This is a genomic window from Pantoea sp. X-Soil-YNGN-844, assembly GCF_059730595.1.
In genome coordinates, this window is sequence record NZ_AP036007.1 from 2,553,840 (window position 1) to 2,578,771 (window position 24,932).

A 24,932-nucleotide genomic window follows, 5' to 3' on the forward strand; every position below is an offset into this window, starting at 1 on the left:
AAAATAAGCGTTTCTGATTACCTCTTAAGGGTTAATAAGGATCAGGAATGCGTAATAGCAACAGAGGAGTCGAGCGGGCGCACTGTGGCAGTGCAGATGCTGCGAGTCAGACGTGCAGAAAAGTGATGACGGGCTGTACAGTTTTAGTGCAGTGGAAACGTATTGCACCGGATGAAGGCTCGCCGGGCTTACAGGAAAGCATTAACCAACAAGCTGAGAATGTAACCGCTATCAGCGGGATTTCTTATCGCTGACGCTTCCTGAAAACAAAAAAGCAACCGTTGCCCTCCCCCGTTGCGGAAGAAGGCAACGCCTGCTGATTAACGTTTTTTACGGTTACGGTGCATGTCGATAGAGACCGCAGCGACGATGATCACCCCTTTGATGATGTCCTGAATATAGGCATCGACACCCACGAAGGTGAAACCGCTTTTGATCAGGCCAAGGATAACGGCACCGATTAATGTGCCGGTGATACGGCCCACGCCACCCATCAGGCTGCTGCCGCCGATAACGGCTGCGGCAATCGCATCCAGCTCGTAGGACATCCCCATGCTCGACTGGCCGCTGCTGACGCGCGCCGCCAGTACCACACCCGCCAGGCCAGAGAGCGCGCCGGCAATGGTGTAGACGATGATCAGATACTTATTAACGTTGATACCGGAGACTTTCGCCGAGGTCATGTTGCCGCCGATGGCGTAAACATATTTACCGTAGCGGGTATGTTTCAGGGCGATGTGGAACAGCAGTGCCACCACCAGGAAAATCACGACCGGCATGGCACCCTGACCGATTGAGGTAAAGCCATCGGAAAGGAAGCTGATCGGATTGCCCTGGGTGTAATACTGCGCCAGACCGCGTGCCGACACCATCATGCCTAGCGTGGCAATGAAGGGCGGAATGCCGGTGCGGGTAATCAGTACACCATTGACCGCACCCGCCAGCAGACCAACACCGATACCGGCCGCGATAGGGATCACCGCAGGCATATTAACCAGCGACGGATACATCGGCGACAGGCTGTCAGAGGTCTGCGCCAGACTGGCGGCGACCACCGCCGCCAGGGCGATGACGGAACCGGACGAGAGATCGATACCGGTGGTGATAATGACCTGGGTCACGCCAACGGCGATAATCCCGATAATCGCCACCTGCAGGACAATCAGGATCAGACGGTTGGTGTTGAGCAGGAAAGACTGGTCACGCACGTACCAGCCGAACATTTCAAAAATCAACGCAATCCCCACCATCACCACAAAAATGCCGGTATCTTTCGGCAGTTTATGGCGCAGGCTGGCAAAAAAAGAAGGTTGCTGCGGGGCTGCCGGGGTAGCAGTAGCTTTCATATTGCTCATAGTGGTCTCGTGCCTCACTCGGATGCCAACGACAGAATGGTTTCCTGATCGGCTTCTTCTTTATCGAGGATGCCGGTTATACGCCCGCCATGCATCACCATCACCCGGTCGCTCATGCCAAGGATTTCCGGCAGTTCAGAGGAGACCATGATGATAGCCACGCCACGGTTGGCGAGTTCACTGATTAAGCGGTAAATCTCCGCTTTTGCACCGACGTCTATACCGCGCGTCGGTTCGTCCAGAATCAGAATCTTCGGTTGTGCCAGCAGCCAGCGGGCAATCAGAACCTTCTGCTGATTACCGCCGCTGAGGTTATTGATGATCTGATCCATGGTCGGCGTTTTGATATTGAGCCGACGGATCTGGTCCATGCAGTCCTGCGCCATCTTCACATGACTGACAAAACCGCTTTTACCGCTGTACTCCGGCATGTTCACGATGCTCATGTTTTCCATCACCGACAGCACCAGAAACAGGCCGGACTTTTTACGGTCCTCGGTCAGGAACGCCATGCCCTTTTCAATCGCGGTTGAGGGTGAGTCGATCGTCACCGGTACGCCATCAATCAGGATCTCACCGCTGTCGAAACTCTCCATGCCGAACAGGCTCTCCATCACCTCACTGCGACCGGCCCCCACCAGCCCGGCGACGCCGAGGATTTCACCCCGGCGCACGCTGAAACTGACATCGGTGAAACGATCTTTGCAGGTGAGATTACGCACCGTCAGCACATCTTCGCCGATAGCACTGTTGAATTTCGGGAACAACTGCGTCAGCTCGCGTCCTACCATCTGTGTAATCAGCGATTGACGGGTATATTTCGCCGTCTGATCGCTGGCGATCCAGCTGCCGTCGCGGAAAATACTGACTTCATCGGTGATGTTGAAAATCTCATCCATCTTGTGGCTGATGTAGATGATGGCTTTACCCTGCTCCCGCAGATCGCGAATGATGGTAAACAGATGCGCCACTTCGGTTTCCGTCAGCGCGGAGGTCGGCTCATCCATAATAACGATGTCTGAATCCCAGGAGACCGCTTTGGCAATCTCGACCATCTGCTGCGACGCAATGCTCAGCTCGCCCACCATCCGATCGGCTTTCAGGCGGATATTCAGGCGGTTGAGCAGTTCCTGCGTCTTCTGATTAAGTCGGGCATGGTCGACAAAGCCAAACTTCATCGGCTCACGGCCCAGCCAGATATTCTCGGCGACGGTCATGTAAGGCACCAGATTGAGTTCCTGGTGGATCATTGAAATGCCGGAACGCAACGCGTCCATGGTGTCCTGAAACTGCACCGGCTCCCCTTTAATTTTGATGGTGCCCTTATCGGGACGATACATCCCGATAAGGCACTTCATTAAAGTGGATTTGCCCGCGCCATTTTCGCCCATCAAGGCATGTACCGTTCCCGGACGCACCCGCAACGACACGTTGTCGAGGGCTTTGACGCCGGGGAAGAACTTGCTGATGCCTTCGGCTTCAAGCGCAAACGCGTTCATACATCACCTCCGTACAGCTGGGTCGGGAACGATTATTTCAGGTTACGCTGGGTAAACTGTTCCATATTTTCTTTGGTAATCAGCTGGTAAGGAATATTGATAATTTTCTGGACTTGTTCGCCTTTCACCAGTTTGATGGCCGTCTGTACCGAGCCTTCACCCTGGCCCTGCGCATCCTGGAATACGGTGGCGACCATCTTGCCCTGCTTCAGCATCTGCAGTGCATCTGGCGTGCCATCGACGCCAGCAATCAGGATTTTGTTCGGGTTTTTACCCAGTGCCTGCAGCGCACCGATTGCCATTTCATCGTTGTTCGACGCGATAGCATTGATTTCATCACCGGCCGTCATCCAGTTACTGACCACATCCACCGCGTCGTTACGGGTAAATTTGGCAGTCTGCTTCTGAACAATTTTGATGCCAGGATATTTAGCGGCCACTTCTTCCACACCTTTGGTACGGTCGCGGGTCGATTCATTCGCCAGGTCACCCATCAGAATGGCGACGTTGCCTTTGCCGTTCATTGCTTTAGCCAGCGCTTCCATCTGTAACCGCCCGGCCAGTTCTGAATCGGAACCCACATAGGCCATTTTGCCGGTGAGTTCAGCCCCTGGACGGCGGTTAACAAAGACAAGCGGAATGCCCGCTTTGCTCGCCTGATCCATAATCGGTTTTACTGCGTTGGTGTCGACCGGGTTAACGATCAGGGCATCAACACCCTGGCCGATGAAGTTCTGAACCTGCTGAAGCTGCTGTGAAACGTCACCTTTTGCATCCTCAACCTGGCCTTTAACACCATCCTTCTGCATCTCCTTCTGCATTGAAGTACGCAGAATCGTCAGGAAGTTATCATCAAACAGCGCCATTGAGACGCCCACCGAGATATCTTTTGCCATAACCGCGGCAGGTAACATGCAGGCTAACAGTGAGGCGACAATCGTTTTTTTAATGTTCATAGGGACCCTTCTTATTTGTTAACTTGCTCAGCGGCTGTACCCGCGAATGAAAAATATCTTTTACATTCACCCAGCCTGTCTGGCGTCTGTTTCGGGAAATTTGAGGTAAGACTTCAGGTTATGGCTATTTTTGTGATCGACCACTCCTTTTCACAATCACTTGATCTGCAAACAGTTAGTTTAAAAATGCCGTTTCATTTCCGGATGATAATCACGACCGTGATGATAAGCAGTTTATTTGTTCCATATAATGTCGTTTTGAAATTTTTATCATAAAAGCACTGAAACGGTTGTTTTAACATCGGCAAACAACAAAACTTTGACATGCCTCTAACATCTGCCGAGAAATGCCCGCAAAGTGAGATCCTGTTGGCAGTTTGAAAAGCCAGCAGATTTGCGTAAAAACCGCCAATCCGCTGCTTTTACGAGCATCTGAACGCAATTCAGTAAACAGGGCTTTGACAAGCGGGATCAGCGCCGTTAATATTCGCCCCGTTCAAGCGATTCCTCTGTAGTTCAGTCGGTAGAACGGCGGACTGTTAATCCGTATGTCACTGGTTCGAGTCCAGTCAGAGGAGCCAGAATTAGAAAAGCCCGCTCAGGGAAACCTGAGCGGGCTTTTTGCATTTATGATTTTTAATCACGGCGGCGTGGTTTTCCCGCCAGAAGCTTACACCACGAACCCGTAGTGGGAACCATCCGGCAGCTCCACCACCAGCCGCAGTTTCCCTCCTGCCGCATCCACATAGCGTTTGAGCGTGGAAAGCTTCAGGTCACGCCCCGGCTTTTCCATGCCCGCCACGGTCGGCTGTGTGATGCCCAGCGCCTGCGCCATTTCGACCTGCGTTTTCTGCACCTTCTCACGCAGCTCGGCAAGGTGAATGTTGAGCAGGATTTCGGTCGCCATGGCCTGTGCTTCAGCAACGACTTCCGGTTTTTCATCCGCAATAAGCTGTTCCAGCGTTCTGCCCATCACGTTACTCCTTATGGTTAAAGCTTTTTAGCCAGTGTGTGAATTCCCGATCGGCAACCGGAAGCATCTCCCGATAAAATCGCTTTTCATTGCCCGCCTTATTACCGGCACACAGCACAATTGCCATGCGGTTCGGGTCAAAAGCAAAGAAAGCCCTTATTGGGTCGCCGCGGCTCTGGATACGTAACTCTTTCATGTTGATATAAGCGGAACCTTTAATCGTATCCGCATAGGGTCGGCTTAATCCCGGCCCCTTTTCCCGCAACACCATCAATGCAGCCAGCACGCAGGCGCGATCGCTGTCATTAAGCAACGTAAACCAGCGATCAAACCGCTCTGTCGTTTTAATCATCCACACGGAATCTCCTTATAAATATAGTCCAGATGCTATATAGGTGTAAAGCGATAACCGAGTGTGATGTAGCGGAATGTGGAAGGCAGCGGTCTTTAATCAAATAGCAGAGAGGGGTTCTATTCTGTCTGTGTTCTGCGCATAAAATTTGCAATGATTTGCGAGCGGTAACGTATTTGCTGCGGGATGAAGAATGTGTCTGCAAATAAAAAAGCCCGCTCGGGCGTAACCGGGCGGGCGTTCAGAATAAACGGTTTAATGCATGTCAGGGTTGCCCTTCCATATTCCAGCGCGCCGATCCCATCTCGTCAAAAACATGCTGATCGGTAAACGCCGGGAATGTGGCGCGTTTTGCTGCCTCGGCTAGTGCCTGACAGTAATCTTTATCGCCCCTTTTAATAATAAAGTTCTCCAGAGTGCCATCCTTTTTAAAATCCAGATGCACATTACAGCGCTTCCCGTTCCAGGCGTGCGGTGCTGACAGCGCGGCATCCAGTGATTTTTTAATACCCGATGCCTGCTGGCCATAGATATCTTTGTCGCTGACTTTTCCTGAGCGTTTATAACTACAACTATCAAGTGCGCTTTTTTTAATACATTCATGTGGTGTGAGAGGGGCACAACCGGCTGACAGAATGCAGCAGAAAATAGCGATGACCGTTTTCATGGGTAAATCCTTTTAAGTGAAGAGGCGACGGAATCTGTGCCCTGGTGAAGCGGGAAATCAGAACAGCTAAACCCTGATTCTCTGCATCAGGTTAGCCCTACTTTCCTGCTCTTTTACGCCAGAAGAGAAAGGTGACTACGGCTGTCAGCATGCCAATCAGCGGCATTGTAGCGGCGCCCGCCAGGAAGTTGTGCTGGTCGATACGCTGGTTCCTGCGGATATCCGCGAAGCGTGCCAGCGCCTCTGTTTCATCTGATGCACGCACTTCCTCAAACTCTTTTTTATACCCCTGCTCTGTCAGATCTGAAGCCCGGTTTACGTCTGATCTTTTCAATGCAACGGTGTGTTTCCCTCTGGAGTAGAATTTGTAGTCTGACATTCAGTGAGCTCGCGGTAAGTTGAGTGAATGTCTGTTATATCGGGCAGGCAGTGATTTGCAAAACGGTTTTAGTAAAGCATGACGCACGATACAGATTTCGTGCTGGTTAAACTAACCGCACGTCATCTTCTGGCAGACTCCGTGCGGTACAGGCGACAACATTCCACGCGATGAGAATAAGCCCGACTCTTAAATCACGTCCAGCCCCAGATTCTCCCGCAACGTGGCAAACTCATACTCCTCACGAAACAGCCCGCGACGACGCAGTTCCGGGATCACCAGTTCCACAAACAGATCGAGCTGTTCCGGCATGATGGCGGGCATGATGTTGAAGCCATCCGCACCGCCCTGCTCCAGCCACAGCTGGAAATCATCGGCGATATCTTCAGCCGTACCGACAATCACGCGGTGTCCGCGTGAACCGGCGGCGACGGCGGCCAGTTCGCGCAGCGTCAGGTTTTCGCGTTTTGCCATATCGGTCATCAGCTTAACACGGCTCTGGTTCCCTTCGCCCAGCGGCACCTCCGGCACCGGGCCATCCAGCGGATACTGACTGAGATCCATGCTGAACCGCAGTGAGAGCTGACGCAGCCCATTCTCAATATCCACCAGCGTATTCAGCTCTTTCCACAGCGCCTTAGCCTCTTCGCGCGTGCGGCCAATAATCGGCATGACGCCAGGCATGATCACCACCTGATCCGGATTGCGCCCGGCAGCCACCACCTGCGCCTTCTGCGCGCCATAGAAAGATTGCGCTTCCTCCAGACTGGCAGAGGCGGTAAAGATCACTTCCGCCGTCTCCGCCGCCAGCTTCTGACCATCCGCCGAAGAACCCGCTTCGATAATCACCGGACGGCCCTGCGGCGAACGGGTGATATTCAGTGGACCCTGCACCTGAAAATGTTCGCCCTGATGATTAATCGGCTGGATCTTCTCATCAACAAAATAGTTTCCGGTCGCTTTATCCGGCTGCACGGCACCCTCTTCCCAGCCCGCCCACAGTTTACAGGCTACCTCAAGGAATTCACGCGCACGGGCGTAGCGTGAAGCATGATCGGGCATGTCGCTGCGGCTGAAGTTACGTGCAACGTCTGTCGAAAACGAGGTCACGACGTTCCACGCGGCACGGCCCCGGCTGATGTGATCCAGCGATGAGAAGCTGCGCGCCAGGGTAAAAGGATCGCTGAAGGTGGTGGAGGCGGTCGCGGCAAGGCCAATGCGCCGGGTATTAACTGCCAGCGCCGCCAGCATCGTCAGAGGTTCAAGACGGGCCATGGTGGACGGCAGACGATACATGCTGGTTGCCAGGGCATCACCCACAAAGAAGAGGTCGAACTTACCCGCTTCGGCTTTTTTCGCCAGGGTAATCAGCCAGTCAATATCGGTGGGATCGCCCAGTTGTTCGGTCAGACGCCAGCCACTGACGTGCTGACCCACAGGTTGAACAAACAGGCCGAGCCGCAGGCGACGTGGTGAAGTTGCAGAGTTCATAAACGATTCCTGGTCTGAAAGATGAAAAAGCGCGCCGCAGCGCGCTTAAAGAAGGGTGTCGGTCGCCAGCAGGGCCTGTTCCAGCGTGCTGGCAGAGACGGTAAACGGCAGGCGTTCTGCGCAGGCTTTGGGAAATTTAATCTGCTGTGCGATGTGACGCAGCGCGGTGTCACGATCGCCCGGCAACGCGGGAAGCTTTAGTGGCATGCCGTAATAACGCAGCAGCGCCAGCAGTTCAGCATCCGGCTCCCCGCCATGCTCAATCAGCGACTGCACTAGCAGGCTGAACCCCACTTTTTCACCATGCAGCCAGTGATGGAGTTCCGGCTGGTGGGTCAGACGATTATGGATGGCATGCGCCAGCCCTGGCGTCGGCAGCGCGTCGCGCACGCTGTTCGCCAGCCCGGCCAGCACGATACTGGCATCGATGACTTTGACCAGTTCGGGTGTGACCCGCTGCTGCTGGCAGGCGGCTATCGCGGCCTCACCATATTGCTGAAACACATCTGCTGCCTGCCGCGCGGTCATCACCTTTAAATCCAGCGCCAGATCGTCGGGGTTATGCCGCTGGTAAGGGCGGAATTCGTAATATTTTGCCAGCGCATCCACAATGCCCGCTTTCAGAAAGCGCACGTCGCTTCGGGCAATGACCTCACTGTCTACCAGCAACAGTTCCGGCATTTTGCCCAGAGGCTGGCTGCGCAGATGCCCGCCCGCTTCGTTATAGATGATGGCAATCGGTGACCAGGCGGCACAGGTCGCTGCCTGAGTAGCAAAGTTAACCAGCGTAAGTGCCGGTAACTGGCTGGCGGCGGCTTTGGCAGCATCCAGCACCCGTCCACCGCCAATCGCCAGCAGCAACTCTGCGCCCTGCTGTTCGGTTTGCTGTTTTACGCGGGCAATCGCCTCTTCAGTACATTCACCCGCTAAATAATCCAGCTGCCAGTGAATGCCCGATGCCTCAAGACTCTGGCTTAATTCCGGATTAACCGCCTGCCACGCGTGCGGCGAGGTCAATATCCGGATATGGCTGGCGTAGGGTTTAATAAACTCACCGACGCGTGCACGCAGGCCCGCCTCATGTGCATAGGCTCGCGGAGAAGTAATCGCTAACACAGCGGCATCCTGATTATAAGAATTAGGCCAAAAAGGCTTTAATTACATTTATTTATTAACGAGAGGGTACTGTTATTTCTTTTTTTAAATACTACGACAACCAGCAATTTAAGCAATTGAAAACCGGCCATTGTTTATTCACAAATCTGCATGAGGTTAGTTATTTTTCACATATAGCGCCCCGGCTTTTTACTGTTAACCTGCCCCCCTGACTGAATTAATTAACTGCTTATCAGGCAGTGTTCCGGGAAAGAATATGCAACTCAATTTTCGTCAGGTCAGAGAAGATGAAACAGATGTTTATCTGGCACTGATGCATGCGGCCTATGCGCCGGTGAAAGCGCTGGGCATTAATTTTGATGCCGCCACCGCAGACCGCGCAATGGCTCTGCGCCATCTGCAGAGCCACGGGGTGTATGCGCTCTATGCTGATGAGAAGATGGTCTCGTCAGTGACCGTCCGCTATCCCTGGGGGCCGCTGCCCGGCCCGTTTGGTCTGCCGCATATTGGCTGGTTCGGCGCGCACCCTGACTATCCCGGCCAGCAGTTTGGTCGTCAGGTGCTGGAACGGGTCGAACAGGCGATTCTGATCGGTCAGCTGCGTGCTCCTGCGGTCTCGCTGGGAACCGCCACCAGTCACCCCTGGCTGCAGGCGATGTACCTGAAGCGCGGCTTCCAGCCAATGCATACCCGCGACCTCGGCAAGGGTCATATCACCCTCTATATGAAGAAAGTACTGGACCCGGTGGCACACGATGCCTGGCTGAGCCGCCAGACAGCAGCACAAGGAAACCTACAATGAGCATCACTATCCCCCTGACATTAGGCGAACCGCTGATCACCTTCCGTCACGAACTGCACCAGTTTCCGGAACTGTCGAATCAGGAGTTTGAGACCACGCGCCGACTGCGTGATCAGCTGGAACAGCATCAGATACGTATTCTCGATCTGCCGCTGAAAACCGGCCTGGTGGCGGAAATCGGGGCGTCAACGGGGCCGCTGATTATACTGCGGGCCGATATCGACGCGCTTCCGATTGAAGAGCAGTCTGGCGTCAGCTTTCGCTCGCAGCGTCCGGGCGTGATGCACGCCTGCGGTCATGATTTTCACAGCGCAGCGGCACTGGGCGCGGCGATCCTGTTAAAGCAGCAGGAAGCGAACCTGCCAGGCCGGGTACGGATTCTGTTTCAGGCCGCAGAAGAGACCGGCCAGGGTGCGCCAGAGGTGATTGCCAGCGGCGCTTTAACTGACGCGCTGACGATTTTCGGTATCCACAACGATCCTTCACTGCCTGCTGGCGTCATCGGTTCCAAAGCCGGGCCGCTCACTGCCGCCGTCGACCGTTTTGAAATTGCGATTACCGGTATCGGCAGCCATGCCGCCAAACCCGATCAGGGCAACGATCCGATTGTCATCGCGGCACAGATTGTCTCGGCGGCGCAGACGCTGATCAGCCGCAATGCCCCTTCTGCCGATAACGCGGTGGTCTCTATCACCCAGATCCACAGCGGCAGCACCTGGAACGTCATCCCGGACAGTGCCTGGCTGGAGGGCACGGTGCGCTCGTTTTCATCATCCACCCGCCAGCGTCTTGAGCAGCGCTTCCGGGCGATTGTGGCGGGCATCGCGGCAGCCTTTGATGCGCAGGTGAGCTTTACCTGGCACGCCGGGCCGCCATCGGTAGTAAATGATGCGCACTGGGCGGACTTTGCTTTGCAGCAGGCTGAGAACAGCGGACTGGAAGCACGCGTGGCCGAGGCGAGTCCGATTGGTGAAGATTTTGCCTTCTATCAGCAACAGTTGCCCGGTGCCTTTATGATGGTGGGCACCGGTGAACCCTATGCGCTGCATCACCCTGCTTTTCGCATCAATGATGAGGTGCTGCTGCCAACGGCGCGCTATCTGGCCGACCTGGCACGGGCGGCGCTCCTTTCTCCGGAGCGACCACAATGAGCCTGACTGCCGCGCTGGCGGATGCGATTCTCAGCGGCCAGCCGGATGCCCCGGCACGTGAGCATGCGCGCGAAGGCATCCGGGATTTTCTGGCGGTGAGCTGGCCGGTGCTGCAGGGCGCAGTACCGGATAGCGGCTTACCGGCTCTGCGCACCCTCTACAGCGATGGCAGCGTGCGTTCACAGGCGCTGCTGCTAGGCTATGCAGGACATGCGCTGGACTACGACGACTTTCATGCCGATTTTCGCGGTCATCCCAGCGTCGTGATCCTGCCTGCACTTTTCGCCTGGCAACGGGTTCAGCCCAGAAGCCTGGAGCAGTTTCTGGATGCTTACGTCACGGGGGTAGAGATGGCCGGTCGTCTGGGGCTGGCGGTCAGCCAGCAACATTACGCACTGGGCTATCACAACACGGCGACGCTGGGGACCCTTGCGGCGGCAGGGGCGCTGGCGCGTCTGCTGGGGATGAAGAGTGATGCCACGGCCACCCTGCTGGGTATTGCGGCGACCCAGGCCAGCGGTTTACGCGCTCAGTTTGGTTCGGCGGTAAAACCGCTGCACGCAGGCTTTGCCGCCGAACGGGCCGTGACAGCGGCTCAGCTGACGCTTGCCGGAATCGATGGCCGCCAGCAGGGGGTTATTGAAGCCTTTGTTGCCGCCAGCAGCGCGGACCAGGCACAGCCGGAGAAATTGCTGGAGAACTGGGGCAGCCCGTGGCGGATCAGCTCGCCGGGACTGGAATTCAAACCCTTCCCGACCTGCGCCGGTACGCATAGTGCGGCAGAAGCGGCCCGCATCCTGCGCAAGCAGTGGCTGGCGGCGGGTAAACCGCTGGATGCGCTGCTGAGCCAGATTGTTGATATCACCGTCGCCTTCCCGCCAGGCGGTGACATCGCCGCCTCGATACAGGTGCCGGTTAACGGTATTGAAGCACGCTTCAGCCTGGAATATGTGATTGCCGCCATGCTGATTTATGGCGATTTGCGCCTGCAGGATTTTGCGGAAGGCGATCTCAATCATCAGGTTATGCCGCTGGCCGCTCGTGTGCGACGGACGCCGGATCAGAGTGCGCCGCCCGATGCACTCAATCCCGCGCTGCGCTTTCACGTCGTCACGCTGACGCTCGCGGATGGCACAACGCTGCATCAGCGCCGTACGCGCCAGCAATCGCTGGCGGAGGGCGTGAATGTCAGCAGTAAGCTTCATCAGGCGCTGGGTGACGCGTCGCCAGAACTGCTTGCTGCCACTGCGCTGCATTCCACGGCAGAGTTGCAGAGGCTGACCGGGGCGCTAGCCCGATAGTGACTTAGTGCGGCGGAACGAAGGCCTGAACCGGCGTAACCTCACCGGCAAATTTCCGCACCTGCACTACCGTAATCTGGCCGCTGCAGCCCTGCGTCAGCGACGAAGTGCCGATATCCATGGTCAGCACATTGGGATTACCGTGGCGGCATAACGGACGGGCGGCAGCAGGCTCGACCGGATCGTACCAGGCGCCGGTTGGCAGCTGAACCACGCCAGGCATGATGGTGTCGGTGAGACGCGCGCTGGCGAGCACATGGCCGCGCGCGTTAAAGAGTTCGATGATGTCGCCATCCGCGATCGCCTGTGCGGCCGCATCGTCCCGGTTCAGTCTACAGACTTCGCGCCCGCCTCGCTTGCTGCGCTGGCTGTAATCACCAAAATCGAGCTGGCTGTGCAGACGTGTCGCGGGCTGATTGGCAATCAGCCAGAACGGATAGTCGGCGCTGGGTTTTTGCTGCGGTTCACGCCATACCGGATGGCCGGGACAATTTTCATAGCCAAAGCTGGCGATAGTAGCGGAGAAAATCTCAATTTTTCCGCCTGGCGTTGGCAGTGGCGCGGCGTCGGGGTCGGCGCGGAACGCATTGATCATCCGGCCACCATCCTTTAACTGCGGCAGCTCCAGCACGCCCTCCTGCCAGAACTGACTGAAATCGGGTGTCTGCACCTGGTGAGCGGCCAGTTTTTCCTGCAGCTGGCCGTAAAGATGCTGCAGCCAGCCACGCGCATCGCGCCCTTCGCTGAATGCCGCTTCCCTGCCCAGCCGCCGGGCCAGGTCACGAAAAATCGTATAATCATCCCGGGCTTGGGCGTAAGGCTCAGCCACCGGCTGCATGGCGATTAAATGGCGATCGGTCGGCGCACCGCCGATATCCTCACGTTCCAGCGTCATGGTGGCAGGCAGGACGATATCGGCATGACGCGCCGTGGCGGTCCAGGCGCTTTCATGCACGATCAGCGTATCTAGCTGGCAGAAAGCCTGACGCAGCCGCGCCAGATCCTGATGATGGTGAAACGGATTGCCTCCCGCCCAGTAAGCCAGACGGATGTGGGGATAGGTCAGCTGGCGGCCATTGTAGTCAAACTTTGTGCCGGGATTGAGCAGCATGTCGGCGATACGCGCCACCGGAATAAAGCGGTCGATACCATTTTTGCCCTGCGGCAGGGCCGGAAAGCTGACCAGATTATGATGCTTGCCATAATGGCCCAGCGCACCCAGTGCATAAGTATATCCACCGCCGGGCAGCCCTGGCTGTCCGAGCGCCGCCGCCAGCACCAGGCCGAGCCACACCGGCTGTTCGCCATGCTCGGCACGCTGCAAAGCATGAGCCACGGTCACCAGTACACGCTTATCGTGCAGCTGCCGTGCAAACTGACCGATCAGATCGCTGCTGACGCCGCAGATTTCAGCCGCCCAGTGCGCGTCACGGACTAAGCCATCTTCTTCACCGCGAATGTAAGCGACCATCTGCGGCCAGCCGACACAATAGCGCGCCAGAAACGCCTCATCGGTTAAATCTTCTGCAATCAGCACCGCCAGCAGACCCAGCATAAACGCTGCATCCGTGCCGGGCCGGAGCGCCAGCCACTCGCCCTGCGCCTCTTCAGGCAGATCGCTTTTCAGCGGGCTCACTGAGATAAACCGGGTACCGCGCTGTGCCGCTCGCTGCATAAAACCGCGCTCGGTGTGTTCGCTCAGGCCGCCGCTTGCCACCTGCGCATTTTTCAGCGCCAGGCCGCCAAACGCCAGCACCACCTCGCTGTGCGCGGCGATCTCCTCCCAGCTCACACCACGTCGGGCGATCTCGTTCATGTCACCGACAATGTGTGGCAGCAGGACAGATGCCGCGCCGGAACTGTAGCTGTTAACTGAACGAACGTAGCCGCCCAGCGTGGTGTTCAGAAATCGGTGCACCTGGCTTTGCGCATGATGAAAACGGCCTGCGCTTGACCAGCCGTACGATCCGCCAAAGATGCCTTCCGGGCCGTATGCTTCACTAACCCGCTTGAGCTCCTGCGCCACCCGCTGACTGGCCTCCTCCCAGCTGACCGCGACATACTCATCAGCACCACGACGCTGATCCGGGCCTGGCCCGTTTTCCAGCCAGCCACGCCGTATCATCGGCTGCGCGACACGCGCCGGATGATTGAGTGCATGACGGAAGTTTTGCAATAGCGGGCTGGGATCGGGATCGCGGTGGAACGGCTCAATCAGCAGTTGATCGTCCGTTTGCTGGACGTGAAAAGCGCCCCAGTGGGCGCTGTGCATTACCGGTTTCTGCGTCATGCGGATTCCTGATTAGCCAAAAAGAAACGGTGCCTAAAGCACCGTTGCAATAAAGTTTCTGACACGTCCGTTGTCCGGATCGTCAAGGACCTGCTGCGTCGGACCCGCTGCGACAATTCTGCCGCTCTCCATGAAAACGATGTTGTCGGCAACTTCGCGGGCAAAGCCGATCTCATGCGTGACCACCACCATGGTGATACCGGAGTGCGCCAGCTGCTTAATCACCTGCAGCACTTCCCCTACCAGCTCCGGGTCAAGTGCCGAGGTCGGTTCATCAAACAGCATAACGCCGGGATCCATCGCCAGTGCACGGGCAATGGCCACCCGCTGCTGCTGACCACCGGAGAGGTTCTGCGGCCACTCATCTTCGCGGCCAGACAGCCCCACCTGCTTCAGCAGCGCCAGCGCTTTGGTCGTGGCCTGATGACGGCTCTGCTTTTTCACCCGCATCGGTGCATCCGTAATGTTCTGCAGCACGGTGCGGTGCGGAAACAGGTTGAACTGCTGAAACACCATGCCGATTTCCGCCCGCTGTCGGGCAATGGCACTGCTGCTGAGTTCGTGCAGCGCCTGGCCTTTTTGCCGGTATCCCACCATCTGGCCGCCGATGCGGATCGTACCGCCATCCAGCTTTTCAAGATGATTAATACAGCGCAGCAGCGTGGATTTACCGGAACCCGATGGCCCCAGGATTACGGTCACCGATCCGGCAGGAATATCGAGATTAACCTCGTCGAGGATGGTGACGCCGGAGAAGCGCTTGGTGACTTTGCGCAGCGCGATTGCTTCAGCCATTGCTCACGCTCCTTTGCGTTTTCGGCAGCGAAAAGCGCGGTAGTGATGACAGCAGGCTGCGCTTTTCTCGCCGCGTCACACCGCGACCAAAATAGCGTTCGACATAGTACTGGCCGACAGAGAGCACGGAGGTCATCAGCAGATACCACAAAGTTGCGACCAGCAGCAGTGGGATCACTTCATAGGTGCGCTGATAGATAATCTGCGCCGAAAACAGCACATCCTGCAGAGAGATCACCGACACTACCGCAGTGGTTTTCAGCTGGCCGATAATCTCATTGCCCGCTGGCGGCATAATGGCGCGCATCGCCTGCGGTAAGACGGTATGGCGGAAAATCTGCGCCGGGCGATATCCCAGGGCGCGAGCCGCTTCAATCTGTCCATTGCCCACGCTCTGAATACCAGCACGCACAATTTCTGCGGCATAGGCAGACTGATGCATCACCAGCGCAATCACCGCCGCGCTAAACGGACTCACCAGCGCATTGGACTGCGCGCTCCAGAGTTCGCCCAATCCCGGGATCGACAGCGCGATGCGGGGATAAAGCGCGGCGATGTTGTACCAGAGAAACAGCTGCACCAGCATCGGCACACCACGGAAAAACCAGGTGTAAGCCCAGCTCACCGCCACCAGCACCGGGTTAGTAGAGAGGCGCATCAGCGCCAGCACCGTGCCAAAAGCGAATCCCAGCACCACTGAGATGGCCGTGAGCTGCAGCGTCATTAACACACCCTGCAGAATGGAGGGCGCAGTGAAGTTCTCTGCAATCACCTGCCATTCAAAGCGCGGATTGTTAATCATCGAATGCGCCATCGCCACCACGCATAACAGCACCACCAGCGCACTCAGCCAGCGTCCGTAGTAGCGTTTACCGACGATTCTCAGGTCGTCGGTGTGGTCCGGAGTTTCTCTCATTTAAAGATCTCTTCGTTGCGTCGGGCTTCGGTCACGGCACCAAAACCGATTCCCCAGTTATCGAGAATTTTCCGGTAGCTGCCATCTTTGATTAACGAATTCAGTGCCGCCTGTACGGCTGGCTCCAGCGGCGAGTCTTTCGGGAACGCGACCGAGACCGGTGCATCATTCACGGTGATTTCACCGCTCATGGTCAGCGGTTCGATGACTTTGGTCTGCCACAACAGCCCTTCATAAGGACCGAGGAACAAGGGAACGCGACCGCTGACCACGGCCTGCACGCCCGCCGGACGATCCGGGAATATCGCTACCTTGATCGGTTGTTTACCGGCGGCTTCACAGGCTTTGCTGGCCTCTTCCAGCCGCGTCACCTGAGTCGTACCGGAGCCGGCGCCCACCTCTTTGCCACACACATCGCTCAGGGATTTAAAGGGGGCAACGCCAGCGTCTTTACGGGAAATAATGCCCAGCAGGCTGGCATTGTAGTAACCGACAAAGTCGATCTGTTTCAGGCGGGTCGGCGTGGCATTGATGTTTGACAGCGCCACGTCGTAACGTCCGGTCTTCAGGCCAGGAATAATATTGTCGAAGCCGCCGGTGTCGCGCCACTGAACGGTGATGCCCAGACGCTCACCAACCGCATTCATGATGTCGATTTCACGACCAGCCAGCGTTTTGTTGTCTTCTTTATAGAAGGTGGTGGGCGGCGTGTTCGGGTTAGTACCCGCCACAATATAGCCACGCTTAAGGATTTCCGCGGGTATCAGGCTTTTCAGCGCCGGATCGGCTTTGACATGTAAGCTGCTTTCAGCAGGCACTGAAGGTTCGGCTGCAAAACTGGCGTGCGCACTAAGCGCGAGGGCAAAAAGGGTCATTCCTTTTATATATTTCACTGGAACCTTTCTCCTGATAGTTAAAATGTTCCCCCCAGAGGGAAAAGTTATCGCGATCTGTTGTCAGCACCGGAAGCCAGAGAAGCAGCGGGCTTCAGTGCTTTTATCATCCTCGTAACGTTCTGTTGTCATTCTCAGTGAAGACCGACGGCGATCACAAATGCTAAAACCGGGATTATTTAGCCGGAATATGGCAATAAAGAGGTTTCTCCGCTTTTTAATCGGGGAGTGAGATGTTGCAGGGCAACAACATGGGGCAGGTTTGCAGGCGCTGGCGAAATAATACTGGTTTACGCAGCGGTTCGTTAACCGCCGAACAACCTCTGAAAGTGTCATTTCATTGATAAGTTTATCTTTAAAATCGCCTGAATATTTTCAGGCGAATTTTCATCATTCATTTAATTGACCAAAATCAATAAATATTTATTCAGGTAATGTGAAAACTCTTATATGCTACCCAATTCGCCCTAATAACCCATATCAATCAATAAGTTAAATATAAAGTACATCAATTAGCAGGCAGATAATTACATCGCAAAACAATGGAGTTCTAATTAATAAGATTACTGAATTAATGATAAACACCCTTAAAGGATTATCAGAAGCTGACGATAAAAAAGATCAGGAATGATTTATTTGAATTTCTTTTGTCTGCTTTTGAACCTCAACAAAGGTGAACCTCATGGGCCTGGCTCAACGCATCTCCAGTATTAAAATCGGAAAAAAACTTGGCGTCGGTTTTATCGTCGTCATCGCGGCGTCTCTTGCCATAACCTTTATCGCTTTTGACTGTTTCCGCAGTATTAAAGACAACTCTGCACGCCGCACGACAACCGTGGAAATGGTAAATACGTTAAGCAAGGCACGTCTTAATCGCACGCTTTACCAGTACACCAAAAATCCTGAATTTGCCGCGAAGAACGTTCAGGCACTTAAGGAGCTGGATACCCTTTATCAACGACTGAGTGGATTTAAGTGGGATGATGAAGGTCAGCAGAAAATTACGCTGATGGGCCAGTTACTTAATGATTATCAGAGTCAGCGCCAGAAGTTTGTGGCATCTGCGGAGGTGACATCTGCCGCCTTTGCTGCCATTAAACCGGGCGCGCTGATCGGTCTTGCTCATCAGTCTGAATTACTCGATATGGCTGAGGCACCCGACGCCGCGCTGCCGGTTATGAAACTGGCCGCCGCGCTGTTCGATGCCGCAAATATTGAAAAAGCGTTTCTTGATAAGCCCACAGCAGCCAGCAGAGATGCGGTTATTGAGGAGTACACCGCCATCAACACGCTGAGTGAGCAACTGGACAGTTTTAATCAGCCAGCGATCAATGCCGTTACGCAAAATGTCATCACGACCCTTGCGCAGCAGCGTCAGGCTTTGACGCAGTATGTTGATGCTTCAGAGAAAGAAAAGAGCGAATCTGCGGGCCTGACCGCAGCCGCAGAGCGGCTCAATGCAGCCGTTTCTGATACCTTTGCCTTCCAGTCCCGTCTGTCGTCTGAATTTATCAAGCAGGCAGAGTGGCGCATCGCCTTTGCTGCGCTGATTTGTGTCGTCCTGAGCCTGCTGATCGCCTGGCGGATTACCCGCAACATTACGCTGCCATTGAAAGAGACGCTGAATGCAGCGCAGCGTATTGCCAGCGGTGATTTAACCACCTCACTGAACACCACCCGGGGTGATGAGCTGGGCCAGCTGATGCAGGCCGTCGATGCAATGAATCTCAGCCTGCAGAATATCATTACCAATGTGCGCGATGGCGTCAGCAGCGTGGCGCGTGCCTCGGCGGAAATTGCAGCAGGTAATACCGACCTTTCCTCCCGCACCGAACAGCAGTCTGCCGCCGTGGTTCAGACGGCTGCCAGCATGGAAGAGCTCTCATCTACGGTGAAACAGAATGCGGAAAATGCTCACCATGCCAGCCAGCTGGCAACCGATGCGTCGGTAAATGCCGGACGCGGTGGTGAGATTATCCGTGACGTTATCGTCACCATGAATAACATCAGCCAGAGTTCAGGCAAAATCGGCGAAATCATTCACGTCATCAACAGCATCTCCTTCCAGACCAATATTCTGGCATTAAATGCTGCGGTTGAAGCGGCTCGCGCCGGTGAACAGGGTCGCGGCTTTGCGGTGGTGGCCGGTGAAGTCAGAAATCTGGCCCAGCGCAGTTCGCTGGCTGCCAAAGAGATTGAAACGCTGATTCGCGAGTCACTTGATCGGGTTCATGATGGTTCGGAGTTTGTGGAACGCGCCGGAAGCACCATGGATGATATTGTCCGCTCGGTCAGTCAGGTCAAAGACATCATGGGTGAGATTGCTGCCGCATCCGACGAGCAGAATCGCGGTATTTCCCAGATTGCGACAGCAATGGCCGAAATGGATACCACCACGCAGCAGAACGCCGCGCTGGTTGAAGAGTCTTCTGCCGCAGCCAGTTCCCTGGAAGCGCAGGCGGACGATCTGGAAAAAACGGTGGCGGTGTTCCGCTTATCAGCCGGGCAAAACAGCATCAGCCGGGCTGCACCTGCCCTGGCACCACGTTTAGTGCCCGCGATGCCGGTTAAAGCATCAGCAGAATCCAGCTGGGAAAGCTTCTGATACACCGCGCTGCTTTGATTTAAGCGTCATGCGGATACAGCCAGCCTGATTTAATGAGGCTGGCTGAAGTACACATCCGCCACAGACAAGGCATCAGAGTAATCACAGAAAAAAGCCAGCACGGGCGCGTATTCGCCCGGGTCTGCTGATTGTTTCGGGTCCGGCAGGGTTGTGGCTTAGAAGGCTTTTAAGATGGGTATCAAATCGCGGCGGCAGGAGAAGTGTCGTCCATGACAGTTTCTCCGGCCGGTATACGCTTTCGCGCAACCGATGAGGTCGTCCGCTTCGTCGTTTTCCGGCCGGAGCCGGACTACGTCCACTGGCATCAGTTCAGTTACTGCTAGTTCAGTTCTTCGTTCAGGCCTGCGAGGGTCTGCAGATACGGCACCTGCTGTTGGGCAAGCGACGGTGACTTAAAACTACTCAGCCAGCGCCTGGCTTCTGAGATTTGCGTCAGCCGATCGGCGTTGCTTTCAGATTTCGCCATAAAACCCAGCTGAGTAAAGAGTGATGCGATACTGATTTCTTTCTCACCCAGGGCAAGGCTTAGTGCCGCTTCGCCAATAATGACGTGGCCTTTCTCGTCGTTTTGAATTAACACAGAAAATCCTCCATTAGTACGAATTGATGACAACCTCACCAGAGACTGTAGTCGTAAAAGCAAGACCTGCCCGAATAAATCACTAAAAATCTCGCAACCTGCTGATCGAATACACTTAATGTTTTTTTCCGGATTGTTCTGTTTGTCTCTGCCGTTCATCCTGCCAGACTGGCTGGCCTTATCAGCAACGGATGCACCTATGAAACTCTCTGTTCTTCTCACGTTGTTAGCCGCAACGGTCTACCTGGTGTTTGCTGCCCATGGTGGATTCGGCACGCATCAGGCCAGCTTGTCGCTTTCCACTCAAAGCGGTGAAACGGTTACGGAAGAATAAGGGTAAGTCCGGCGTCGTCAGTGCATCGGCAATCGGTTATGATCCTCTGCCATTCTGCTGCCGGTTGCCCGATGTCTGCCATTATCGATACGTTTATCGCCCCACCCTGTTTTGATGAGATCACTCTCCTGTTTCAGGACGATCATCTGCTGGTGATCAACAAACCCGGCGGGCTGCTGAGCCTGTCAGGTAAAAATCCGCAAAACCTCGATTCAGTGCATCATCGGCTGGTAAAACGTTTTCCAGGCTGCACGCTGGTTCATCGGCTCGATTTTGGCACCTCCGGTCTGATGGTGGTGGCACGTAACAAAGCCATTAACGCCGCACTTTGTCAGCAGTTCAGCCAGCGCACGGTGAGCAAAACCTATCAGGCATTGCTGTGCGGACACCTTGCCGATGATGAAGGCGTGATTGACGCCGCGATAGCCAAAGATCCGGCGCTGTTTCCCCGGATGGTGATATGCGCCGCTCAGGGCAAGCCCGCGCGCTCACGCTATCGGGTCACTGAACGCAGTTATTACCAGGGAAAAGAGGGAAAGGAATTGCCGGTTACGCGGGTTGAGCTGACACCAGAAACCGGACGCACCCATCAGCTGCGCATTCACTGTCAGCAACTGGGTCACCCGATTCTGGGCTGTGATCTTTACGGCGGGTTGTTGCTGCCAGGCGCAGAGCAGGCAGAGAGGCTGATGCTGCACGCCAGCGGATTAACGTTTGTTCATCCTGTCAGCGGCGAGACGCTGTCTCTCTCTGCCGCCAGCCCCTTCTGACTGCATCAGCACGCAATTACCACATCAGATCATCCGGCACTTTGAAATCTGCATAAGGATCATCTTCGTCCTGTGCTTCTTCGCTCAGCGCACTGTTTAAGACGATGGCGCTGGCATCACGCTGGGCAATTTTATCCGCCACGCTGGCCGGGATGATGGCGTACTGGCTCTCGCCACTTTTGTCAGCAGTCAGGCGGGCAATGGCGAGACGACCATTGATCAGCTGCGTCTGCGTCAGCTTATCCACCATGATTTTCTTAATCAGGTTGTTGTCGGTGAAGTTAAAGCTGATGTCGCCTCGCGCCACCTCGATTTTGTTCATTTCAATCAGCTGCTTGACCTGCGCTTTGTACTCTTTCGACAGCACAGCCAGCTTCTGCTGTTCGTTCAGCTGCTTATCCCGCTCAAGCTGCGCTTTTTTGTTGTCCTCTACCGCCGCTCTGGCTTCGCGCGCCTGAACCCGGGATTTCTTCGCGGTACGCTGAACCTTATCCATTTTTTTGCTGGATACTAAGCCCGCTTTCAGCATCTGCTCTTGCAAGGTGAGTTTTGTCATTGTCGTCTCTGAACCTGTGAAATTTTGTCCGGGATTATACCTGTAATCTTTCGGGCTGTGCCAGGCTGACGCCGCGATTGCGGGTTACGCCTCAACACTGTGCTAACATTCCCCGGTCAAAATCACCTTATTGAGCACCATGTCAGAGCTAACAAAACGTAAAAATGACCCTGAAGGGCTGAAAAAACGCATCATCGCAGGCGCACTGAAAACCTTCGCTGAATTTGGTATGCAGGGTGCCAGACTGGAGCAGATTGCTGAGCATGCGCAAACCACGAAACGCATGGTGGTCTATCACTTTGGCAGTAAAGAGCAGCTTTATATCGCCGTGCTTGAGCGGGTTTATCAGCAGATACGTCAGCATGAAACCGGCCTGAACCTGGCGTCGATGACGCCGGAACTGGCTATGACCCGACTGGTAGAAGCCAGTTTTGACTATCACGTCGAGCATCCCGATTTTATCCGGCTGGTCTGCAGTGAGAACCTGCTGCGCGGTCGCTACATCACCCAGTCGCCGCAGATTAAAGCGCTGAACCGCAGCGCGCTGGATCTGCTGGATGACATCCTGGCGCGCGGCCAGCAACAGGGGGTATTTACTGGCGATGTGCAGACCATCGATGTTCATCGCCTAATCAGCAGTATCTGCGTTCATCACGTCTCAAACCGCTACACCTTCAACGCCCTGTTCAGTCCTGACAACAGTGAAGCCGAGAGTATCCGCCGCAATCGTCAGCTCGCTGTTACTGCAACGTTACGCTACATCCGCAAATAAATGCCCGCAACCCGGGCTTCGCTTACTCATGGTCTACGCTTAGTAAACATTTGTCATGAAACCGCCATAAAAGGAATGCTGTTGTGAGCAAAGACGCACGCCTCTATCCGCTCCGCCAGACCCATATTGAACCCGATGATGATGCGCTGTGGAACTGGGCGCAGAATGCGCAAATCGGCAGCCGTCAGCAGGTTAAGTGTCCCGCCAGCGAAGCGGAATTGCAGAAACTGATCCGCGAGTCACGCGGTAAGATCCGGGTGATCGGCAGCAAGCTGTCGCCTGGCCGGATGCTGCATGTCGCTGAAGACGATCTGTTGCTGGATCTCAGCGCCCTGCGCGGTCTGATAGCCAGTGATGAGCAGAGCGTGACCTTTGGTGGCGCGACCCCGCTTGAGCAGGTTTATCGTAGCCTGACTGACATGAACCGGATGCTGGCCTCATCACCAGGCGTGATTGCGATTCAGACGCTGGCAGGCGCAATGGCGACCGGCACGCACGGTCAGGGCTTACAGCAGAGTTCGATTGCCGATGAAGCGCTGGCGATACGGATGGTGCTGGCCGACGGCAGCGTGCGTGAGTTTGTCCGCGGCGACGCTGACTTTCCGGCGGCGCAGGTCTCTTTAGGTGCGCTGGGCATTGTCACTGCCGTCACCCTGCGCACTCAGCCGTTTAAAATCTTCACCTGCCACAAAAATGCTGTCTCTGCCGATACGCTGGAAGAGGATCTGCTGCGCTGGAACAATGACTATCCGCTGAGCAAAGCCTGGTGGTTTGTTGATGACAACCTGATGCACGTCTGGAACGCCCATGAGGCAAGTGACGAAGAGCGTCAGCGTTACGAAGCGCAGGGGCGTCAGGTGGTGGAACATGAGGGTGAAGCTGACGACAGTCTCAATGACACCATCGACCAGACGCTGGCGCACATGCACCGCGACACGCAGATTCAGGGCAAAGGCGGCAAGCAGTTTCGTACCGTCACCCGCTTTCGCGACTTCACCGATGTTACCGGTGACATCTACCAGCTCTTCTGTCGCGGCATTGCGGTGCCACAAATTAATGTGGAAATCGGCGTGCCGCTGGCAAAAACCCCGGCCATCATCCGCCGGATTAAGGCGTGGTATGCGGAGAACCGTCCGCATATGCACTACCCGATTATCCTGCGCTGCACCGGTGCGTCCTCAGCCTGGCTCAGTCCGGCCGCTGACCAGCCAACCTGTTTCTTCGGCTTCGTAGTCTATTACGCCGACGATGGCTCGCTGTCACAGGAAGGCCTGCACTTCCTGACTGAAGTGGAAAAACTGCTGGCCGAAGAGGGCGGACGCCCGCACTGGGGCAAGTATTACGATGAAGAACGCTACAACTGGCGTGAGATCTATCCGCAGTGGGATGCCTTCCGCACCCTGCGCCACCAGCTCGACCCGCAGGGCCGGTTGGGGAACGACTACATCACGCCACTTTTTGACTGATTGAGGAAAGCTATGTTTGCCTGGGTAACACTGTTAACACAACCCGACTATCTGGTGGGCGTCAAAGCGCTGCACCGTTCGCTGCAGGAGAGCCACAGCCAGTGGCCGCTGGTGGTGATGACTACGCCAGCCATTTCTGACGCCGACTGTCAGATTTTGCAGGATGAAGGCTGTGTGATTAAACCGGTCGACCCACTCTATCCGCGCGCCGATCTGGCTCAGCATTACGCCTCGGCGCAGTTTGGCGAGGTCTGGACCAAGCTGCGTGCCTGGCAGCTTACCGATTATGAGCGCGTGGTGTTTCTGGATGCCGATATGCTGGTGCTGCAGAACATGGATGAGCTGTTTACCCTGGATCTGGGCGATAATCCGCTGGCGGCCTGTCACGCCTGCCGCTGTAATCCCAACCAGATCGCCTCTTATCCGCCGGAGTGGCAGCCAGAGCAGTGTCACTATACCTGGCAGGCACGCGGTGAGCAGGCTCCGGAAAATGTCGACCTCTATCTGAACGGCGGTTTTCTGGTGCTGAAACCTGACAATGCGGTGTTCGATATGCTTGAGAAGCGCATTGCCGCGATTGATGATCTCAGCGCCTATCCCTTCTCCGAGCAGGATCTGCTGAATGAAGTGTTTGCCGAACGCTGGAAGCCGCTCTCTTATATCTACAATGCGTTAAAAACGCTGCCATTCCAGCACAGCGGGCTGTGGCAGGGTGATGAGGTGAAGAATCTCCACTATATTCTGGCGAAGCCGTGGAAGCGCGATCTCAACCAGCCCGAAAGTGATCGCGATCGCTTCTATGCGCTGGATAAGCTGTGGTGGGAAAAAAGCGGTTTGATCTGACTGTATACGGGCGGGATACTCCCGCCCTTCCCGCCTGTTCATTCAACCC

At 55.5% G+C, this 24,932-nt stretch carries 24 protein-coding genes and 1 tRNA gene; 10 read left to right on the forward strand and 15 right to left on the reverse strand.

The window, feature by feature from the left end; translation table 11 throughout:
* Positions 1–320 precede the first annotated feature (320 nt).
* The 3 genes from AC6I8C_RS11995 to AC6I8C_RS12005 are packed head-to-tail and all read right to left on the reverse strand — an operon-like array spanning position 321 to position 3,810.
* Positions 321–1,346: an ABC transporter permease gene (locus AC6I8C_RS11995; protein ID WP_179291192.1), complete on the reverse strand. Its 1,026-nt coding sequence runs from the start codon at positions 1,344–1,346 to the stop codon at positions 321–323.
* Between the two features lie 23 nt (positions 1,347–1,369).
* Positions 1,370–2,854 carry a sugar ABC transporter ATP-binding protein gene (locus AC6I8C_RS12000; RefSeq protein ID WP_497822600.1) on the reverse strand — a complete coding sequence of 495 codons (1,485 nt, stop codon included), beginning with the start codon at positions 2,852–2,854 and terminating at the stop codon, positions 1,370–1,372.
* A 32-nt stretch (positions 2,855–2,886) separates the two neighbouring features.
* Positions 2,887–3,810, reverse strand: a complete 924-nt coding sequence (locus AC6I8C_RS12005; RefSeq protein WP_497822601.1) for a sugar ABC transporter substrate-binding protein — start codon at positions 3,808–3,810, stop codon at positions 2,887–2,889.
* Positions 3,811–4,315: 505 nt separating this feature from the next.
* On the opposite strand from AC6I8C_RS12005, the gene AC6I8C_RS12010 reads away from it, so the two are divergent.
* Positions 4,316–4,391: transfer RNA gene (locus tag AC6I8C_RS12010), tRNA-Asn, on the forward strand.
* A gap of 89 nt (positions 4,392–4,480) precedes the next feature.
* On the opposite strand, the gene proR is transcribed toward AC6I8C_RS12010, so the two are convergent.
* The 6 genes from proR to AC6I8C_RS12040 form a co-directional block, all read right to left on the reverse strand.
* The gene (gene proR / locus AC6I8C_RS12015) at positions 4,481–4,783 is read right to left on the reverse strand and encodes a transcriptional regulator ProR (protein ID WP_315310138.1); all 303 of its coding nucleotides are present in this window, start codon (positions 4,781–4,783) and stop codon (positions 4,481–4,483) included.
* Between the two features lie 4 nt (positions 4,784–4,787).
* Entirely contained in the window at positions 4,788–5,141 is a 354-nt protein-coding gene (locus AC6I8C_RS12020) for a type II toxin-antitoxin system RelE/ParE family toxin (protein ID WP_497822602.1), read from the reverse strand.
* A gap of 259 nt (positions 5,142–5,400) precedes the next feature.
* Entirely contained in the window at positions 5,401–5,802 is a 402-nt protein-coding gene (locus tag AC6I8C_RS12025; RefSeq protein WP_497822603.1) for a cell envelope integrity TolA C-terminal domain-containing protein, read from the reverse strand.
* A gap of 97 nt (positions 5,803–5,899) precedes the next feature.
* On the reverse strand, positions 5,900–6,067 hold the full coding sequence (locus AC6I8C_RS12030) for a hypothetical protein (RefSeq protein WP_497822604.1): 168 nt from the start codon (positions 6,065–6,067) through the stop codon (positions 5,900–5,902).
* 303 nt (positions 6,068–6,370) lie between these two features.
* Positions 6,371–7,672, reverse strand: a complete 1,302-nt coding sequence (locus tag AC6I8C_RS12035; protein ID WP_497822605.1) for an LLM class flavin-dependent oxidoreductase — start codon at positions 7,670–7,672, stop codon at positions 6,371–6,373.
* A 45-nt stretch (positions 7,673–7,717) separates the two neighbouring features.
* The gene (locus AC6I8C_RS12040; protein WP_497822606.1) at positions 7,718–8,788 is read right to left on the reverse strand and encodes an iron-containing alcohol dehydrogenase family protein; all 1,071 of its coding nucleotides are present in this window, start codon (positions 8,786–8,788) and stop codon (positions 7,718–7,720) included.
* Between the two features lie 256 nt (positions 8,789–9,044).
* Between AC6I8C_RS12040 and AC6I8C_RS12045 the strand changes: the two genes are divergently transcribed.
* Genes AC6I8C_RS12045 through AC6I8C_RS12055 form a run of 3 tightly spaced genes read left to right on the forward strand, consistent with a single transcriptional unit; the run spans position 9,045 to position 12,042 of the window.
* Complete coding sequence (locus tag AC6I8C_RS12045) at positions 9,045–9,590, forward strand: GNAT family N-acetyltransferase (RefSeq protein ID WP_497822607.1); 546 nt, start codon at positions 9,045–9,047, stop codon at positions 9,588–9,590.
* Positions 9,587–10,741, forward strand: coding sequence for an amidohydrolase (locus AC6I8C_RS12050; protein WP_497822608.1), 1,155 nt, complete (start codon positions 9,587–9,589; stop codon positions 10,739–10,741). Before AC6I8C_RS12045 ends, AC6I8C_RS12050 begins: the two co-directional genes overlap by 4 nt.
* Positions 10,738–12,042, forward strand: a complete 1,305-nt coding sequence (locus tag AC6I8C_RS12055) for an MmgE/PrpD family protein (RefSeq protein WP_497822609.1) — start codon at positions 10,738–10,740, stop codon at positions 12,040–12,042. The genes AC6I8C_RS12050 and AC6I8C_RS12055 overlap by 4 nt, the downstream gene beginning before the upstream one ends.
* Before the next feature lie 4 nt (positions 12,043–12,046).
* Here the strand turns inward: AC6I8C_RS12055 and AC6I8C_RS12060 are convergent, their stop codons facing one another.
* From AC6I8C_RS12060 to AC6I8C_RS12075, 4 genes are read right to left on the reverse strand one after another with little or no spacing between them, the layout of a single operon-like run.
* Positions 12,047–14,332, reverse strand: a complete 2,286-nt coding sequence (locus AC6I8C_RS12060; RefSeq protein WP_497822610.1) for a molybdopterin-dependent oxidoreductase — start codon at positions 14,330–14,332, stop codon at positions 12,047–12,049.
* A gap of 33 nt (positions 14,333–14,365) precedes the next feature.
* The gene (locus tag AC6I8C_RS12065) at positions 14,366–15,127 is read right to left on the reverse strand and encodes an amino acid ABC transporter ATP-binding protein (RefSeq protein ID WP_013358395.1); all 762 of its coding nucleotides are present in this window, start codon (positions 15,125–15,127) and stop codon (positions 14,366–14,368) included.
* The gene (locus AC6I8C_RS12070) at positions 15,120–16,043 is read right to left on the reverse strand and encodes an amino acid ABC transporter permease (RefSeq protein ID WP_497822611.1); all 924 of its coding nucleotides are present in this window, start codon (positions 16,041–16,043) and stop codon (positions 15,120–15,122) included. Before AC6I8C_RS12070 ends, AC6I8C_RS12065 begins: the two co-directional genes overlap by 8 nt.
* A complete protein-coding gene (locus AC6I8C_RS12075) occupies positions 16,040–16,936 on the reverse strand; it encodes an ABC transporter substrate-binding protein (RefSeq protein WP_497822612.1) in 897 nt (298 codons plus the stop codon). The genes AC6I8C_RS12070 and AC6I8C_RS12075 overlap by 4 nt, the downstream gene beginning before the upstream one ends.
* A gap of 682 nt (positions 16,937–17,618) precedes the next feature.
* On the opposite strand from AC6I8C_RS12075, the gene AC6I8C_RS12080 reads away from it, so the two are divergent.
* The gene (locus AC6I8C_RS12080; protein WP_497822613.1) at positions 17,619–19,541 is read left to right on the forward strand and encodes a methyl-accepting chemotaxis protein; all 1,923 of its coding nucleotides are present in this window, start codon (positions 17,619–17,621) and stop codon (positions 19,539–19,541) included.
* 340 nt (positions 19,542–19,881) lie between these two features.
* Here the strand turns inward: AC6I8C_RS12080 and AC6I8C_RS12085 are convergent, their stop codons facing one another.
* Positions 19,882–20,142: a hypothetical protein gene (locus tag AC6I8C_RS12085; RefSeq protein WP_497822614.1), complete on the reverse strand. Its 261-nt coding sequence runs from the start codon at positions 20,140–20,142 to the stop codon at positions 19,882–19,884.
* A gap of 199 nt (positions 20,143–20,341) precedes the next feature.
* On the opposite strand from AC6I8C_RS12085, the gene AC6I8C_RS12090 reads away from it, so the two are divergent.
* Positions 20,342–20,476: a hypothetical protein gene (locus AC6I8C_RS12090; RefSeq protein WP_255359531.1), complete on the forward strand. Its 135-nt coding sequence runs from the start codon at positions 20,342–20,344 to the stop codon at positions 20,474–20,476.
* Positions 20,477–20,547: 71 nt separating this feature from the next.
* Positions 20,548–21,246, forward strand: coding sequence for an RluA family pseudouridine synthase (locus AC6I8C_RS12095; RefSeq protein WP_497822615.1), 699 nt, complete (start codon positions 20,548–20,550; stop codon positions 21,244–21,246).
* A 16-nt stretch (positions 21,247–21,262) separates the two neighbouring features.
* Here the strand turns inward: AC6I8C_RS12095 and AC6I8C_RS12100 are convergent, their stop codons facing one another.
* Complete coding sequence (locus AC6I8C_RS12100) at positions 21,263–21,802, reverse strand: DUF2058 domain-containing protein (RefSeq protein WP_285720356.1); 540 nt, start codon at positions 21,800–21,802, stop codon at positions 21,263–21,265.
* 139 nt (positions 21,803–21,941) lie between these two features.
* On the opposite strand from AC6I8C_RS12100, the gene AC6I8C_RS12105 reads away from it, so the two are divergent.
* The 3 genes from AC6I8C_RS12105 to AC6I8C_RS12115 all read left to right on the forward strand — a co-directional run bounded on the left by AC6I8C_RS12105 (position 21,942) and on the right by AC6I8C_RS12115 (position 24,883).
* Positions 21,942–22,574, forward strand: a complete 633-nt coding sequence (locus tag AC6I8C_RS12105; protein ID WP_497822616.1) for a TetR/AcrR family transcriptional regulator — start codon at positions 21,942–21,944, stop codon at positions 22,572–22,574.
* An 83-nt stretch (positions 22,575–22,657) separates the two neighbouring features.
* Positions 22,658–24,040 carry a D-arabinono-1,4-lactone oxidase gene (locus AC6I8C_RS12110; protein WP_497822617.1) on the forward strand — a complete coding sequence of 461 codons (1,383 nt, stop codon included), beginning with the start codon at positions 22,658–22,660 and terminating at the stop codon, positions 24,038–24,040.
* Between the two features lie 12 nt (positions 24,041–24,052).
* The gene (locus AC6I8C_RS12115; RefSeq protein WP_497822618.1) at positions 24,053–24,883 is read left to right on the forward strand and encodes a glycosyltransferase family 8 protein; all 831 of its coding nucleotides are present in this window, start codon (positions 24,053–24,055) and stop codon (positions 24,881–24,883) included.
* Positions 24,884–24,932 lie beyond the last annotated feature (49 nt).